At 74.1% G+C, this 15,124-nt stretch carries 15 protein-coding genes; all 15 read left to right on the forward strand.

The genetic code is table 11. From position 1 onward, the window contains the following. Nucleotides 1–112: 112 nt before the first annotated feature. Nucleotides 113–1,858: a DUF6801 domain-containing protein gene (locus SYYSPA8_RS29110; RefSeq protein ID WP_323450357.1), complete on the forward strand. Its 1,746-nt coding sequence runs from the start codon at nt 113–115 to the stop codon at nt 1,856–1,858. Nucleotides 1,859–1,934: 76 nt separating this feature from the next. Continuing rightward, on the forward strand, nt 1,935–2,966 hold the full coding sequence (locus tag SYYSPA8_RS29115) for a hypothetical protein (RefSeq protein ID WP_323450358.1): 1,032 nt from the start codon (nt 1,935–1,937) through the stop codon (nt 2,964–2,966). Nucleotides 2,967–3,028: 62 nt separating this feature from the next. Next, nucleotides 3,029–4,015, forward strand: a complete 987-nt coding sequence (locus SYYSPA8_RS29120; RefSeq protein ID WP_323450359.1) for an ABC transporter ATP-binding protein — start codon at nt 3,029–3,031, stop codon at nt 4,013–4,015. Nucleotides 4,016–4,185: 170 nt separating this feature from the next. Continuing rightward, nucleotides 4,186–4,977 (forward strand): MlaE family ABC transporter permease, encoded by a 792-nt coding sequence (locus SYYSPA8_RS29125; protein ID WP_323450487.1) that lies wholly within the window; start codon nt 4,186–4,188, stop codon nt 4,975–4,977. 3 nt (nt 4,978–4,980) lie between these two features. Beyond that, nucleotides 4,981–5,784 carry an MlaE family ABC transporter permease gene (locus SYYSPA8_RS29130; RefSeq protein WP_323450360.1) on the forward strand — a complete coding sequence of 268 codons (804 nt, stop codon included), beginning with the start codon at nt 4,981–4,983 and terminating at the stop codon, nt 5,782–5,784. Then, on the forward strand, nt 5,781–7,016 hold the full coding sequence (locus SYYSPA8_RS29135) for an MCE family protein (RefSeq protein WP_323450361.1): 1,236 nt from the start codon (nt 5,781–5,783) through the stop codon (nt 7,014–7,016). The genes SYYSPA8_RS29130 and SYYSPA8_RS29135 overlap by 4 nt, the downstream gene beginning before the upstream one ends. Next, nucleotides 7,013–8,047: an MCE family protein gene (locus tag SYYSPA8_RS29140; RefSeq protein ID WP_323450362.1), complete on the forward strand. Its 1,035-nt coding sequence runs from the start codon at nt 7,013–7,015 to the stop codon at nt 8,045–8,047. The genes SYYSPA8_RS29135 and SYYSPA8_RS29140 overlap by 4 nt, the downstream gene beginning before the upstream one ends. After that, nucleotides 8,044–9,165 (forward strand): MCE family protein, encoded by a 1,122-nt coding sequence (locus tag SYYSPA8_RS29145; protein ID WP_323450363.1) that lies wholly within the window; start codon nt 8,044–8,046, stop codon nt 9,163–9,165. The genes SYYSPA8_RS29140 and SYYSPA8_RS29145 overlap by 4 nt, the downstream gene beginning before the upstream one ends. Then, complete coding sequence (locus SYYSPA8_RS29150) at nt 9,162–10,313, forward strand: MCE family protein (protein WP_323450364.1); 1,152 nt, start codon at nt 9,162–9,164, stop codon at nt 10,311–10,313. The genes SYYSPA8_RS29145 and SYYSPA8_RS29150 overlap by 4 nt, the downstream gene beginning before the upstream one ends. Beyond that, nucleotides 10,310–11,452, forward strand: a complete 1,143-nt coding sequence (locus SYYSPA8_RS29155) for an MCE family protein (protein WP_323450365.1) — start codon at nt 10,310–10,312, stop codon at nt 11,450–11,452. Before SYYSPA8_RS29150 ends, SYYSPA8_RS29155 begins: the two co-directional genes overlap by 4 nt. Beyond that, complete coding sequence (locus tag SYYSPA8_RS29160) at nt 11,449–12,660, forward strand: MlaD family protein (RefSeq protein WP_323450366.1); 1,212 nt, start codon at nt 11,449–11,451, stop codon at nt 12,658–12,660. Before SYYSPA8_RS29155 ends, SYYSPA8_RS29160 begins: the two co-directional genes overlap by 4 nt. Beyond that, entirely contained in the window at nt 12,657–13,130 is a 474-nt protein-coding gene (locus tag SYYSPA8_RS29165) for a hypothetical protein (protein ID WP_323450367.1), read from the forward strand. The genes SYYSPA8_RS29160 and SYYSPA8_RS29165 overlap by 4 nt, the downstream gene beginning before the upstream one ends. Then, a complete protein-coding gene (locus SYYSPA8_RS29170; protein WP_323450368.1) occupies nt 13,127–13,696 on the forward strand; it encodes a hypothetical protein in 570 nt (189 codons plus the stop codon). The genes SYYSPA8_RS29165 and SYYSPA8_RS29170 overlap by 4 nt, the downstream gene beginning before the upstream one ends. A gap of 40 nt (nt 13,697–13,736) precedes the next feature. Further along, on the forward strand, nt 13,737–14,267 hold the full coding sequence (locus SYYSPA8_RS29175; RefSeq protein ID WP_323450369.1) for a hypothetical protein: 531 nt from the start codon (nt 13,737–13,739) through the stop codon (nt 14,265–14,267). Nucleotides 14,268–14,334: 67 nt separating this feature from the next. Next, nucleotides 14,335–15,108 (forward strand): hypothetical protein, encoded by a 774-nt coding sequence (locus SYYSPA8_RS29180; RefSeq protein ID WP_323450370.1) that lies wholly within the window; start codon nt 14,335–14,337, stop codon nt 15,106–15,108. The last annotated feature ends 16 nt before the right edge of the window (nt 15,109–15,124 follow it).

Here is a 15,124-nt window from a genome sequence, read left to right on the forward strand (position 1 = left end):
CCGGACCGGAACCGGGGGATCGCACGGCGGGCCCGGCCAGGCCGCCGTGCGATCCCCGCTGTCGAGCGGTGCGACGGCATGAACGGCAGCAACGGTGCGAGGGGGGAGCGGGATGGGGCGTGGCCCACAGACGTCGGGCGGCTCCCGCACGGCGGTTCAAAGGGGCCGGGGCGTCCGGAGCGGCCGGAGCGCCCGGGGTGTTCTGGCCGCCGCGGCGCTGCTGCTCGCCGGGGTGATCCCGGGGGCCCGCGCCGACGGCGCGGCCACGGCCCCCCAGGGGTACGACACCGTGGCCGACCGGCTCTGCGCGTCCCCGGCGGGGCAGCGGCCCGCGACCGTACGGATCCGGGCGACCCTGCCGGCGGCCGCCCGCGCGGGGGAGCGGATCCGGGCCACCGGGGTGAGCGTCACGGTCACCCTGCCGGGTGCCTTCCGTGCTGAACTGGCGCGGTCCGGGGCGGTCACCGCCGGGGTGACGAGCCGGCTCGCCGTCGGCGTGGCCCAGGGCGGGCAGCGGGCCGAGGCCCTCTGGACGGGCGGCGCGGCCGGGCCGGTCCCGATCGCGCCGGGCGACCCCGTACCCACCCCTCCGGAGCGGCCCGGGACACCGGAGACACCGCCCGTGCCGGAAGCACCGCCCGTGCCGGAAGCGTCGGAGACAGCGGCCGGTGGGACTCCGGGGGGCACCCCGGGGCCGCCCGCCCAGGAGCCGGCGGAGGCCGTCAGCGCGGAGTCGCCCCCTCCCGCACCCCCTTCCGCGCCGCCCGCCACCCCCGTCCCCACGGATGCGCCGACCCCGCCGCTGGAGCTGGAGTTCACCGGTCCCGTCCCCGACGTCACCCCGCCCGCCGGCGGCGATCTCACCCTGACCGCCGGCGCGCTGACCCTGGAGTTCACCCCGTACACCGCCGACGGAAGGCCCACCCGGCCCGCGACCCTCACCGTGGACTGCGCCCCCCGCGACCCGGGCCGGCCGTTCGCGACCGTCACCGTCGCCGTCACCGGTGACGAGCCCTCCGCTCCCGCGCCCGGCCAGGACCCCTCCGCCTCCGCCGGACGGCCGCGCGCCCCCGCCATCGAACCCCTGCCCGCCGAACGGGCCCCGAAGCCGCCGCCCTGCGTCGGCGACACCGTCGACGAGCTGGCGATGGTCGCCTACGTCACCGGCTACTCCAACGTGGAGAAGCTCGACGGAGCCGCCCGGGTCCCCGTCTCCTGCACCCAGCTCCTCGATGTGTGGAAACGCATCGAACCCAGGCCCGACGGCTTCCACCTGGTCCAGCACGCCACCGGCGAACTCGACTACCGGGGCAGGCCGATGATGCCGCCGTCCCGCGCCACCTTCCTCACCTACGGCGCGGTGCCCACGACGGCGACCATGGAACTGACCCAGCTCAAGACGATGACCATCGACTCGGACATCCTGCTCGCCAAGTCCACCGGCCGCACCCTGGTCCGGGTGCCGCTGGCGCTGCGGCTGTACGACGTCGAGGTCAACGGCGTCCCCCTGGACGTCGGCCCGAACTGCCGCACCCGGGGCTCCCTGTACTCGAAGGACCCCGACCCCGCGCGGGACACCCGGGACCACGTCGTGCTCACCGGCGAGCTGAAGGGCCCCGGCGACGGCTACCAGCTGGTCACCGGCGGGGTCCTCAGTGGCACCGTGACCATCCCGCCGTTCACCGGCTGCGGCGCCGACGAGGACCTGGACCCCCTGTTCACCTCCGCCGTCTCCGGCCCCGGCAACTACCTCAAACAGGTCCAGGGGGCGCCCTGCGCCTCGGGCAACCCCCGCCCCGACCCGGAGTACTGCACCCCCGGCCATGAACCCGCCAAGGTGCCCCGGGCGGAGCGGTGAAGCGGCCGCACCCCGCCACCCCGCCACCCCGCCCGGCCCGTCGCACCCCACGGAACCGACACGATCGAGGGACACCATGAGACTCGCCCCCGACGGACACCCGGCAGGCCGCCGGATCCGTACCGCCGTCCTCGCCGCGCTCACCGCGGCCGTCACCGCCCTTCCCCTCGTCACCACCGCCCCCGCGAGCGCCGCCGACCGGCCCGCGCCCGCGCCGGGACCCGCCGCCGCCCCGGCCCTCCTGGCGGGCCCCACCGGGGACCGGCTCAACGGCCACTGGAGCCCCTTCGGCCGCTGTCCCGTCGACGCGCCCGCGATGCTCGCCGCCGACGGCGAGGAGACCATCGCCAGCTGCGTCTCCTCGACCTCCCCCGCGGGCTCCATCACCCTCGGCCGCACCACCGCCCGTACCGGCGCCACCGACCTCCAGTTCGGCGTGGTGCAGAACACGACGACGGGCGAGTTCACCGTCGTGCCCCCGCCGGGCGGGGCGATCAGCGGCGCCCCGACCGAGATACCCGGCGGGCTCCTCGGACTGATGTGCCCCGGTGGCATCCCCGTCGTCAGCGACATCTGCCGGCTGCTCACCGACAACAGCCTCAACCGGGTCACCGCCACCGTCGAATCCGCCGGCGCGCCCACCGGCTTCGACCTCGGCGCCGGGCTCGGCACCGGCCGCCCCATCGTCACCCTGCCGGTGCGGGTCCGGCTCCAGAACCCGTTCCTCGGCTCCCAGTGCTACATCGGCTCCGCCGCCGACCCGATCCGGCTGCGTCCCGCGAACACCACCGCGCCCGCGTTCGCCGTCCAGCGCTTCCAGGGCGACGGTACGCCCGACGACGAGGGCGACATGCTGCGCTTTGCCCTCACCGGCAACACCCAGGGCGACAGCACCTTCGCCGTCCCGCGCGCCCAGGGCTGCGGACTCCTCGGCATCCTCAACGGCGCCATCGACCTCAAGACCGGGCTGCCCTCGGCCGCCGGCCGCAACAGCCTGGTGCTGAACGGCGCCGCCACGTACAGCGCGGGGCTCACCGCCCCGGGCCTGTTCCTGCCGGACGCGGGCCGCCAGCTCGCCCGGTTCCGGCACTCCGCCGTGCTGCCGTAGCTCCACCGGCCGACCGCACCGGTCGAACAGGCCTCAGCCTTCATCAGCGCAGCGGGAGAACCATGGGAATCGAAGTTGTCGTCGAAGGGCTGACCAAGTCCTTCGGCAAGCAGAACATCTGGCAGGACGTGAGCCTCACCCTGCCGGCCGGAGAGGTCAGCGTCATGCTGGGCCCGTCCGGGACGGGGAAGACGGTCTTCCTCAAGTCGGTGATCGGGCTGCTCAAACCCGAACACGGCCGGGTCCTCATCGACGGCGTCGACATGGTCAACAGCTCCGAGCGGGAGATCTACGAGACCCGCAAGGTCTTCGGGCTGATGTTCCAGGACGGCGCGCTCTTCGGCTCGATGTCGCTCTTCGACAACATCGCCTTCCCGCTGCGCGAGCACACCCGCAAGAAGGAGACGGAGATCCGCCGGATCGTCATGGAGCGGATGGAGATGGTGGGTCTGGTCGGCGCGGAGGGGAAGCTGCCGGGCGAGATCTCCGGCGGGATGCGCAAACGGGCCGGGCTGGCGCGGGCGCTCGTCCTCGATCCGCAGATCATCCTCTGTGACGAGCCCGACTCCGGGCTCGACCCGGTCCGCACGGCCTACCTCTCCCAGCTGCTGATCGACCTCAACGCCCAGATCGACGCCACCATGCTCATCGTCACCCACAACCTGGACATCGCCGCCACCGTCCCCGACAACATGGGCATGCTCTTCCGCCGCAGGCTGGTCACCTTCGGCCCCCGCGAGGCCCTGCTCACCAGCGAGGAACCGGTGGTGGCGCAGTTCCTGGGGGGACGCAGGGAGGGGCCGATCGGGATGTCGGAGGAGAAGGACGCCGCCACCCTCGCCAGGGAGCTGGGGGCCGGGCCGCCGCCAGCGCCGCGCCCGCTGGTGCCGCAGCTGGAGCCCTCGCCCGGGCTGCCGGAGCGCAGGGCCGTGGCGCGGCGCAGGGAGAGGGTCCTGGCGATGTGGCACCAGCTGCCCGAGGCCACCCGGGCCGCGATCCGGCAGAGCGAGGCGGCGGCGGGCGGCGGCGTCGGCGGGGTGGCTCGATGACGGGGCCGGGGCCGGGGCCGGGGCCGGGGCCGACGCCCGGGCCGGGACCCCAGGGCCCGTACTCCGGGGACCCGGCCGCCGTCGGGGCCACGCCCGTGCCCGGGGACGGACCCGTGCCGGGGGACGGACCCGCCCCGCCCCCGGAGCAGCAGCCCGCCCCCGTCGACGCGATGCCGCCCCCGCCCCCGGCCCCGCTCCGCGCGCTCGCCCCCCTGCGCGAGACCGGCCGGTTCTTCGCCCTGACCGCCGAGGTCACCCGCGCGATCTTCCGCCGCCCCTTCCAGCTGCGGGAGTTCGTCGAACAGTTCTGGTTCATCGCCAGCGTCACCATCCTCCCGGCCGCCCTGGTCTCCATCCCCTTCGGCGCGGTGATCGCCCTTCAGGTCGGCTCCCTCACCCAGCAGCTGGGCGCCCAGTCCTTCACCGGCGGCGCCAGCGTCCTCGCCGTCATCCAGCAGGCCAGCCCGCTGATCGTGGCCCTGCTGATCGCGGGCGCCGGCGGCTCCGCGATCTGCGCCGACCTCGGCTCGCGCAAGATCCGCGAGGAGCTGGACGCGATGGAGGTCATGGGCGTCTCGCCCGTCCAGCGCCTGGTGGTGCCCCGGGTGCTCGCCACCATGCTGGTCGCCGTCCTGCTCAACGGCATGATCTCCGTCGTCGGCACCCTCGGCGGCTACTTCTTCAACGTCATCATGCAGGGCGGCACCCCCGGCGCCTACCTCGCCAGCTTCTCCGCCCTCGCCCAGCTCCCCGACCTCTACATCAGCGAGTTCAAGGCGCTGGTCTTCGGCTTCATCGCGGGCGTCGTCGCCGCCCACCGGGGCCTCAACCCGCGCGGCGGCCCCAAGGGCGTCGGCGACGCCGTCAACCAGTCCGTCGTCATCACCTTCCTGCTGCTGTTCTTCGTCAACATGATCATTACGGCGATCTATCTCCAGGTCGTCCCGCCGAAGGGAGGCTGAGCCGTGTCCCCCCTCGGCTGGCTGGACCGCTCCGGCGACCAGCTCACCTTCTACCTCCGGGCGCTGCTGTGGATCCCGCGCACCCTGCGCCGCTATCTCCGCGAGGTCCAGCGGCTGCTGGCCGAGGTCGCCTTCGGCAGCGGCGGCCTCGGCGTCATCGGCGGCACCATCGGTGTGATGGTCGCCATGACCCTCTTCACCGGGACCGTCGTCGGACTCCAGGGGTACGCGGCCCTCAACCAGATCGGCACCTCCGCCTTCACCGGCTTCGTCTCCGCCTACTTCAACACCCGCGAGATCGCGCCCCTGGTCGCCGGGCTCGCGCTCTCCGCCACCGTCGGCGCCGGCTTCACCGCCCAGCTCGGCGCCATGCGGATCAACGAGGAGATCGACGCGCTGGAGGCGATGGGGGTGCGCTCCCTGCCGTACCTCGTCACCACCCGGATCATCGCCGGCGTCGTCGCCATCATCCCCCTGTACGCGATCGGGCTGCTCAGCTCCTACGTCGCCTCCCGCTGGATCACCGTGGTCTTCAACGGCCAGTCCGCCGGCACCTACGACCACTACTTCCAGCTCTTCCTCTCCCCGGACGACGTCCTGCTCTCCATCCTCAAAGTGCTGATCTTCAGCGTGATGGTGATCCTCGCCCACTGCTACTACGGCTTCCGCGCCGAGGGCGGCCCGGCCGGGGTGGGCGTGGCCGTCGGCCGCTCGGTACGGAACGCCATCGTCCTCATCAGCGTCACCGACTTCTTCCTGTCGCTGGCGATCTGGGGCGCGACCACGACGGTGAAGGTGGCCGGATGACGACCGCGACCGTGCGCAGAAGGCTCGCCGGAGTCGTCTTCCTGCTCGTGCCCGCCCTGCTGGTGTGGCTCTCCGTCGCCGTGTACGAGAAGGAGTTCAGCGACGACGTGACGGTCACCCTGCTCACCGGCGCCGCCGGCAACGAGATGCACCGGGGCGCCGAGGTCAAGATGCGGGGCGTCGTCGTCGGCTCGGTCCGCGAGATCCGCGCCGAGGGCTCCGGCGCCCGGCTCACCCTCGCCCTGCACCCCGGCGAACTGCGCCGCATCCCCGCCGACGTCACCGCCCAGATGCTGCCGACGACCCTGTTCGGACAGCGGTTCGTCGCCCTCGTACCCCCCGCCGGGGCCCCAGCCGACCGCACCCTGAGCGCGGGCGCCACCATCCCCCAGGACCGCTCCCGCAACGCCATCGAACTCGAACAGGTCCTCGACCAGCTGCTGCCGCTGCTCACCGCCGTCAAACCGGAGAAGCTGTCCGCGACCCTGACCGCCGTCGCCCAGGCCCTCGACGGACGCGGCGACAAACTGGGCGCCACCCTCGTCACCCTCGACGGACATCTGCGCCGGCTCAACCCGCGACTGCCGGTCCTCAACCGGGACATCGCCCGGCTCGTCGAAGTCAGCAACCTCTACGCCGACACCGCCCCCGACGTGGTCCGGGCCCTCACCGACTTCACCACCACCAGCTCCACCCTCGCCGAGGAGCGCGCCGCCCTGGACACCGTGCACCGGACCACCACCGCGACCGCCGACCGGCTCACCGCCTTCCTCCGGCGCAACAAGGAACACCTGATCCGGCTCGCCGACGTCAGCCGCCCCACCCTGGAACTCCTCGCCCGCCACTCGCCGTCCTTCCCGTGCACCCTGCGCACCCTCTCCGGCTTCGTCCCCGCCATGGACAAGGCCCTCGGCAAGGGCACCGGCAAACCCGGCATCCATGTCGAGGTCCGGCCCGTCGAGACCCTGGGGAAGTACCACTACCCCCGGGACCTGCCCGCGTACGGACCGGGCGGCGCCGCCCCCCGCTGCTACTCCGTGCCCTTCACCGGCCGCGCCGCGCCCGCCGCCCGCAGCGCCCCCGCGCTCGGCCTGCCCAACTCGCCCGAGGAGGCCCGGCTCCTCAACGAACTGATGGCACCCCGGCTGCGCACCACCCCGGAGCGGCTGCCCACCTGGAGCACCGTCCTGACCGGGCCCCTGTACCGGGGGACGGAGGTGGGGCTGAAGTGACCGCCCGCCGCTCCCTCACCGCGCCGCTCGTCAAATCGCTGATCTTCATCGTGGTCACCGTGCTCGCCACCACCGCCCTGGCCCTCGGCATCGCCAACACCGGCGTCGGCGACACCGCCCCCTACCGGGCCCGGTTCTCCGACGTCACCGGGCTGATCCCCGGCGACAGCGTACGGATCGCCGGCGTCGAGGTCGGCCAGGTCGAATCCGTCGCGGTCGCCGACCGCCGGGAGGCGGAGGTCCGCTTCAGCGTCCGGAAGGGACGCGCGCTGCCCGCCTCCACCACCGCGACCATCAAGTACCTGAACATGGTCGGCCAGCGCTACATCGACCTCGACCAGGGCACCGGGGCCGTCGGCCGCTCACTGCCCGCCGGGGCGCTCATCCCGCTGGAGCGCACCACCCCCGCCCTCGACCTCACCCAGCTCTTCAACGGCTTCCAGCCGCTCTTCGAAGGACTCTCCCCGAAGGAGATCAACGACCTGGCCGGCTCCATCGTCAAGGTGCTCCAGGGCGACGGCGGCACCGTCGACAGCGTCATCCGCCACATCGGCTCCCTCACCACCACCGTCGCCGCCAAGGACAAGGTCATCGGGGAGGTCATCGACCGGCTCCACACGGTGCTCGCCACCGTCAACGAGCGCGAGAAGGGCTTCAACGACCTCATCGTGACCCTGCGCCGGCTGGTCACCGGCTTCGCCGCCGACCGGGCCCCGCTCGGCGAGGCCACCGAGGCCATGGGCGAGCTGACGACCGCCACCGCCGGGCTCTTGGCCGAGGGGCGCGCCCCGCTCCGGCGCGACATCCGCGAACTGGGGCGGCTCACCCGGCAGCTGGACGAGCACCGGCCCGCCGTCGAGAACTTCCTGCGCCGGACGCCCCAGAAGATGCGGGCCCTGACCGTGCTCACGTCGTACGGCTCCTGGCTCAACCTCTACCAGTGCGAACTGCGGCTCTCCGGGGTCACCACCGAGGATGGCAGCCCGCCGCCCACCGGCATCGCCATCACCGAGCCGAGGTGCCGAGGATGACCAGGGACACGACACAGAACCCGGACGGGACAGAACCGGAAGACGCGCGGCCCACCGGGAAGCCGAAGCGGAAGACGTCCTGGAAGCCGCCCGCGTGGCTGCGGCGGCCCCTGCGCGAACGCAACCCCGTCGCCGTCGGCCTCACCGGCCTGCTGCTGCTCGCGCTGCTCGCCACCGGCGCGTACAACGTCGACGCACTCGGCGGCGGCACCACCTACACCGCCGACTTCACCGAGGCCGCCGGGCTCACCGAGGGCGACGAGGTCCGTGTCGCCGGAGTGAAGGTCGGCCAGGTCACCGCCGTCGGCCTGCACCAGGGCCGGGTCCGGGTCCGCTTCCGCACCGAGGACGCCTGGATCGGCGACGCCAGCACCGCCGCCATCGCCATCAAGACCCTCCTGGGCGAGAAGTACCTCGCGGTCGACCCGCTCGGCACCCGCGCCCAGGACCCCGGCCGGCCCATCCCCACCTCCCGCACCACCTCCCCGTACGACGTCACCCAGGCGTTCACCGGGCTCGGCGAGACCCTCGGGGAGATCGACACCGACCAGCTCGCCGAGAGCTTCCGCGCCATCTCCGACACCTTCGAGGACTCCGCCCCCGACGTCCGCACCGCCGCCGGCGGGCTCGCCGCGCTCTCCCGCACGGTCGCCGAACGCGACGCCCAGCTCGCCGGACTCCTCACCCAGAGCAGACGGATCACCCGCACCCTCGCCACCAAGGAGGACAGCGTCGAGACCCTGCTCAAGGACGGCTCCCTGCTGCTCGGCGAACTCCAGGCCCGCCGGGACGCCATCCACCGGCTGCTGACCGGCACCCGCGACCTCGGCGTCCAGCTCAGCGGCGTCGTCCGGGACAACCGGGATGAGCTGGAGCCCGCCCTGACCTCGCTGCGCAAGGTCACCGCCGTCCTGGTCCGCAACCGCGAGAGCCTGGAGGAGGCGCTGCGGCTGGCCGGACCGTACTACCGGCTCCTCAACAACGCCGTCGGCAACGGCCGCTGGTTCGACGTGTACGTCTGCGGACTCATCCCGCCCGACTACTACCTGCCCCCGGGGACACCGCCCCCGACGTCCTGCAAGCCGCCCCGGTCCGCGCCCCGAGGAGACGGCCGATGACCCCAGGACCCGTGAAGGACCCCGGACCCGCGAAGACCACAGCACCGGCCGCCCTGATCCGCCGCCTGACGGACCGCCTCCGGCCGACCACCCGTGGCCGCGTCCTCGCCGTCGCCGTCGCCCTGGCCGTCCTCGCCGCCGCCGGGATCTGGACCGCCGACGCCGTCCAGGACGCCCGCGCCACCCGGATCACCGCCTACTTCCCCCGCGCCACCGGCGTCTACGAAGGCTCCGACCTGCGGATCCTCGGCGTCCGGGTGGGCAGCGTCGACGCGGTCGAACCCGCCGGCGCACAGGTGCGGCTCACCCTCCTCGTCGACGAGGGCGTCCCCGTCCCCCGGGGCGCCCACGCCGTCGTCGTCGCCCCCAGCGTGGTCGCCGACCGGTACGTCCAGCTCACCCCCGCCTGGACCGGCGGCCCCCGGCTCCGTGACGGCGCCGTGCTGCCCGCCGACCGCAACGCCCTGCCCCTGGAGATCGACCAGCTCTACGCCTCCCTCACCGAGATGGCCACCGCCCTCGGCCCGCGCGGCGCCAACGCCGACGGCGCCCTGACCCGGCTGCTGGACGTCGGCGCGAAGAACCTCCGGGGCAACGGCAAGGCCATCGGCGACTCCATCGACCAGTTCGCGAAGGCCGCCCGCACCCTCGACCGCAGCAGCGGCGACCTCTTCACCACCCTGGAACACCTCCAGACCTTCACCACCATGCTCAAGGAGAACGACAGCACCGTGGTCCGGGCCGAGCGGCAACTCGCCACCGTCACCGGCTTCCTCGCCGACGACAAGGAGAACCTCTCCGCCGCGCTGCGCGAACTCGGCACCGCCCTGCGGCTGGTACGGGGCTTCATCGAGGAGAACCGGGCCCCACTGCGCGCGAGCGTCGCCGATCTGGTGCCCCTCACCCAGGCCCTCGTCGACCAGCGGACCTCCCTCGCCGAGGCGCTGGACACCGCGCCCCTCGCCGCAGGCAACGCCCTCGCCGCCTACGACCCGCGCACCCGCATCCTCCACGGCCGCCCCAACCTCCTGGAGATCGCGCCCGTGCCCCGGCCCCCCGCCCCCCGCCGCACCCAGCCCGGCACGCTGCCCCTGCCGGCCGTCGGCGCCGTCCACGACAGCACCCCCGAGCGGGGAGGCACCCGATGACCCGCCCAGCAGGCGCCCCCCTCAGGAGAGCCCTCGCCGCCGTGGGCCTCGCCCTCGCCCTCACCGGCTGCTCCGCACTGCCCGGCACCACCGGCCTCGACCAGCTCCCCCTGCCCGGCGGCGCCGACCTCGGCAGCGACCCGTACCAGGTCACCGCCGAATTCGCCGATGTGCTCAGCCTCGTACCGCAGTCCGCCGTCAAGGTGAACGACGTCGCCGTCGGCCGGGTCACGAGGATCCGGCTCGACCGCGACGGCTGGACCGCCCACGTCACCATGAAGATCAACGGATCGGTACGGCTCCCCGCCGACGCCCACGCCGCCCTGGAGCAGTCCAGCCTCCTCGGCGAGAAGTACGTCCAGCTCAGCGCACCCCCCGCCCGGCCCGGGACGGACCGGGCCGGGAGCGCCCCCCGGCTCCGCGACGGCTCCGCCATCCCCCTCGCCCGCACCAACCGCAACCCCGAGGTCGAAGAGGTCTTCGGCGCCCTCTCCCTCCTCCTCAACGGCGGCGGCGTCGAACAGATCAAGAACATCGCCACCGAACTCAACCGCGCCATCGGCGGCCGCGAGACCCAGGTGCGCTCCGTGCTCCGCCGCATCGACACCCTCGTCACCAGCCTCGACCGCAACAAGGCGAACATCACCGCCGCCCTCGACGGCGTCAACCGCCTCGCCGCCACCCTCGCCGCCCGCAGAACCGAGATCGGCCGGGTCCTCACCGGCGTCGCCCCCGGCCTGAAGGTGCTGGAGGACCAGCGCGGCTCCCTCCTCACCATGCTCCGCGCCCTGGACACCCTCGCCACGGTCGCCGTCGACACCATCGAACGCGGCAAGGACGACACCATCGCCGACCTCAAGGCCCTCGGGCCGGTCCTCACCGCGCTCGCCGACTCGGGCCGCGCACTGCCCGAGTCGCTCCAGGTACTGCTGACCTACCCGTTCACCGACGAAGTGCTCAAGGGGATCAAGGGCGACTACCTCAACGCCTATCTCCGCGTCACCGCCCGGCCCGGCACCGAGATCATCCCCGCCCTCACCCCGCCCCGCCGGGCCCCACGGACGACGGCCGGAAGCGGAACCACACCCCCGCTGCCGCTTCCGGCCGTCACCCCCGCCACCGGGGAGGAGCAGCGGTGATCACCCTCGCCATCCGGCTCAAGAACATCGCCTTCCTCCTCATCGCCGTCCTGGTCCTCGGCTTCGTCGGCGTCCGGTACGCGGACCTCGGCCACCACATCGGCCTGCGCGACCACTACGTCGTCCGGGTCCAGCTGGAACGCACCGGCGGACTCTTCACCCACGCCAACGTCACCTACCGGGGCGTCTCCGTGGGCCGCGTCGGACCCATCCGGCTCACTGCCGACGGCGCCGAGGCCGACCTGCGGATCCAGGAGTCCGCGCCCCCGATCCCCGCCGACCTGGAAGCCGTGGTCGCCAACCTCTCCGCCGTCGGCGAGCAGTACATCGACCTGCGGCCCCGGGGCACCGGCGGCCCCCACCTCGGCGACGGCTCCGTGATCGCGAGCGGCGACACCCGGGTGCCCGCGCCCGTCACCGACCTCCTCACCGGCATCGACGAACTCGCCGGCTCCGTCGACCTCGCATCGCTGCGCACCGTCGTCGACGAGTTCGGCACCGCCTTCGCCGGCCGGGGCGACGACCTGGCCGCCCTCATCGACAGCGGCGACGCGTTCGTCCGCGCCGCCGACGCGGCCCTGCCCGCCACCACCCGGCTCATGACCGACGGGGAGACCGTGCTGCGCACCCAGGCCGAACAGGCCGCGTCCCTGCGGGCCTTCGCCACCGGCGCCAGGGAACTCAGCGCCGAACTCAAGGCGTCCGACGGCGATCTGCGCCGCCTCATCGCCGCCGTCCCCGAGGCCACCGGACAGCTCGACGGGCTCCTCGCCGACCTCGAACCGGAATTCGGCGTCGTGATCGCCAATCTGCTCACCCCCGCGCAGATCGCCGTCACCCGCCAGCGCGGCCTGGAGGAACTGCTCGTCACCCTGCCCCCGCTGGTCTCGGCCGGCGCCACCGCCATCAACCGCAAGGAGGCCCGCATCGGGCTCGCGCTGACCTTCTTCGACCCACTGCCCTGCCGCAAGGGGTACGAGGGAACCCGCTACCGCGAAGGCGACGACATCTCGCCGCCGGCCACCGTCAACCTCCGCGCCCGCTGCGCCGAACACCCGCGTACCGGCATCAACGTCCGGGGCAGCGCCAACGCCCCCCGGGGCGGCCCCGTGCCCCGCCCGGTGACACCGAACCCCATGGACCTGCCCTCCGTCCGCCAGGGACCGGCCGGCCTGGGCGGACTCCTCGGACTGGAGGGCCGCCGGTGACCCGCCGCCGCACCGCGGCCCTCGCGCTCGTCCTCGCCCTGCTCCTGTGCGGGTACGGGGCCTGGTCCCTGTTCCGCGCCCGGGGCGACGACTCCCTCGCGCACGCCCGGGAACGGGACGCCGCCCTCGCCGACGGCGCCGCCCGGGTGGCCGAACTGACCGGCCACGAGCCCCGCGACCCCGACGCCACCCGCACCCGCTGGCTCGCCGCCGCGACCGGCCCGCTCCACGAGGAGCTGCGGCGCGCGAAGAAGCCCGCGCCCGGCCCCGGCGCCCGCGCCGCCGTCACCGCCGCCGCCCTCACGGCACTCGACACCCGCGCCGGGACCGCCACCCTCATCGCGACCGTACGGGTGACACCCTCCGACGGCGCCGAGGAACGCAAACGGCTGGAGGCCCGGCTCGCCCGCACCCCGGACGACGGCTGGAAGGTCGAGGCCCTGACGGCCGTACCGGTGGGGGACGCATGACCGACACCACCACCGCCGCCGTGGACCGGTCACCGGCCCCCGTGACACCCCCGGCACCCCGGCGGCCGGCCCGGTGGCACACCCCCGCCGTCGTCTGCGCCGTCCTGGCCCTGCTCCTGACGGGGACGGCGCTGCTGTACGAGTCCGACCGGCTGCGCGACACCCCCGCCGCCCGGGATCTGGCCCTCACCGACGCCGCCGCCACCGACGAGGCCGCCGACGCCGTCGCGGACACCGTCACCCGGATCTTCTCCTACACCCCCGACGACACCGGAGCCACCCGCGAGGACGCGGCCCGGCTGCTCGCGGGCACCGCCGCACGGCAGTACGCGGAGCTGTTCGGGCAGGTCGAGAGGGAGGCGGCCGGGCAGCGGCTGACGCTCACCACCCACGTCGTACGGACCGGAGTGGTCAAGCTCACCGACCGCCGCGCCGATGTCCTGCTCTTCCTCGACCAGGTCGCCGAGCGGCGGGGCCGGGACCCCGTCACCACCGCCGCCCAGCTCTCCGTCACCGCCGAACGGCGCTCCGGGCGCTGGCTCGTCACGCACATCACCTCCCGATAGCCGGCACCACATCCACATCCCGACAGGGGGCACACGGAACATGGCACGAAGCGGCAGGCTCGACCCGCTCACGGCGGTGGCGCTCGCGCTGACCACGGCGGCGGCCGGCTGGGCGGGGTGGAGCGGCTGGGACTGGTACGCGGCGGCCCACGACGACACGGCCGCGTACGCCGCCGAACGCGACCGGGTGCTCGCCGCCGGCCGGCAGGCCGTCCTCAACCTCAACACCCTCGACCACCGCGATCTGGCCAGGGGGCTCGACACCTGGGAGGACTCCGCCACGGGGGAGCTGCGCGAACAGCTCACCGAGGGGCGCGGCGAGTTCGAACGGCAGATCCAGCGGGCACGGACGGTCACCAGCGCCAAGGTGCTCGCGGGCTCGGTCACCGAACTCGACACCCGGGCGGGCCGGGCGGGCGTGATGATCGCACTGCGGATCACGGTGGCGGCGCCGAAGACCGAATCCGTGCGCAAGGAGAGCCGGATGCTGGGCGAGCTGACCCGTACCCCCGACGGCTGGAAGCTCAGCGCCCTCGCCCAGCCGCCGGTGGGCGCGGTGCCACCGGGCTGAGGGCGCCGCCCCCCACGCACCGGCCGAACGACCCGTACGGAGAGCCCGAAAGGACGCACCACCCGCCATGTCGACCACCCGGCACCTCCTCAACCGCCATCGCCGCCGCACCGCCGAAGCCGCCACCGCCGACACGCCGCCCCGCCCGGCCCCCGGACCCGCGCCCTCCGTACCCGTATCCGTATCCGTATCCGAGCCCGTACCGGATTCCGTGTCGTCCGGGGCCGGCGACCCCCCTACGACAGGGGATCCCGAGCCCGCCGCGCGGCGCACGCCACGGCTGCGGGCCGCCACCGCACTCGGCGTGGCGAGCGTCCTCCTCGGCGGATTCGCCGCCTTCGCCGCCACCCGGGCGGACACCCTCCGCGACGACCCCGCCACCCGGAACACCGCCCTCGCGGACGTCGCCCGCACCAGCGAACTCAAGGGCCGCGCCACCCGGGCGGTCGAAACCCTCTTCTCGTACGACTTCACCGCCCCCGACCGTCTCGACCGGGCCGTACGCGACCATCTCACCGGCCGCGCGGTCGACCGGCACCGCGCACTCCTCGGCTCCGTCCGCGAGGCGGGCCCGCGCCAGAAGCTGGTGCTCACCACCACCGTCACCCACAGCGGTGTCGAACGCGTCGACGGGAACCGGGCCCGGGTCCTCGTCTTCGCCGACCAGACCAGCACCAGCACCAGCACCAGCACCAGCACCAGCGCCGGCGCCACCGCCGGCGCCACCGCCGGGAAGGGCCGCAGCCGGACCACCTCCGCCGCCGCGATGCTCGCCCTGGACCTCGTCCACGGCCCCGGCGGCTGGCGGATCTCCGGCATCGACACCTTCGGCGGCGACTGAGGCCCGGCCGGCCACC

Source organism: Streptomyces yaizuensis, assembly GCF_034961445.1.
Taxonomy (GTDB): Bacteria; Actinomycetota; Actinomycetes; order Streptomycetales; family Streptomycetaceae; genus Streptomyces; species Streptomyces yaizuensis.

Coding starts and splice junctions, on each gene's coding strand:
- SYYSPA8_RS29110 (WP_323450357.1), top strand. CDS start 113: ATGGGGCGTGGCCCACAGACGTCGGGCGGCTCCCGCACGGCGGTTCAA.
- SYYSPA8_RS29115 (WP_323450358.1), top strand. CDS start 1,935: ATGAGACTCGCCCCCGACGGACACCCGGCAGGCCGCCGGATCCGTACC.
- SYYSPA8_RS29120 (WP_323450359.1), top strand. CDS start 3,029: ATGGGAATCGAAGTTGTCGTCGAAGGGCTGACCAAGTCCTTCGGCAAG.
- SYYSPA8_RS29125 (WP_323450487.1), top strand. CDS start 4,186: ATGCCGCCCCCGCCCCCGGCCCCGCTCCGCGCGCTCGCCCCCCTGCGC.
- SYYSPA8_RS29135 (WP_323450361.1), top strand. CDS start 5,781: ATGACGACCGCGACCGTGCGCAGAAGGCTCGCCGGAGTCGTCTTCCTG.
- SYYSPA8_RS29145 (WP_323450363.1), top strand. CDS start 8,044: ATGACCAGGGACACGACACAGAACCCGGACGGGACAGAACCGGAAGAC.
- SYYSPA8_RS29150 (WP_323450364.1), top strand. CDS start 9,162: ATGACCCCAGGACCCGTGAAGGACCCCGGACCCGCGAAGACCACAGCA.
- SYYSPA8_RS29155 (WP_323450365.1), top strand. CDS start 10,310: ATGACCCGCCCAGCAGGCGCCCCCCTCAGGAGAGCCCTCGCCGCCGTG.
- SYYSPA8_RS29170 (WP_323450368.1), top strand. CDS start 13,127: ATGACCGACACCACCACCGCCGCCGTGGACCGGTCACCGGCCCCCGTG.
- SYYSPA8_RS29175 (WP_323450369.1), top strand. CDS start 13,737: ATGGCACGAAGCGGCAGGCTCGACCCGCTCACGGCGGTGGCGCTCGCG.
- SYYSPA8_RS29180 (WP_323450370.1), top strand. CDS start 14,335: ATGTCGACCACCCGGCACCTCCTCAACCGCCATCGCCGCCGCACCGCC.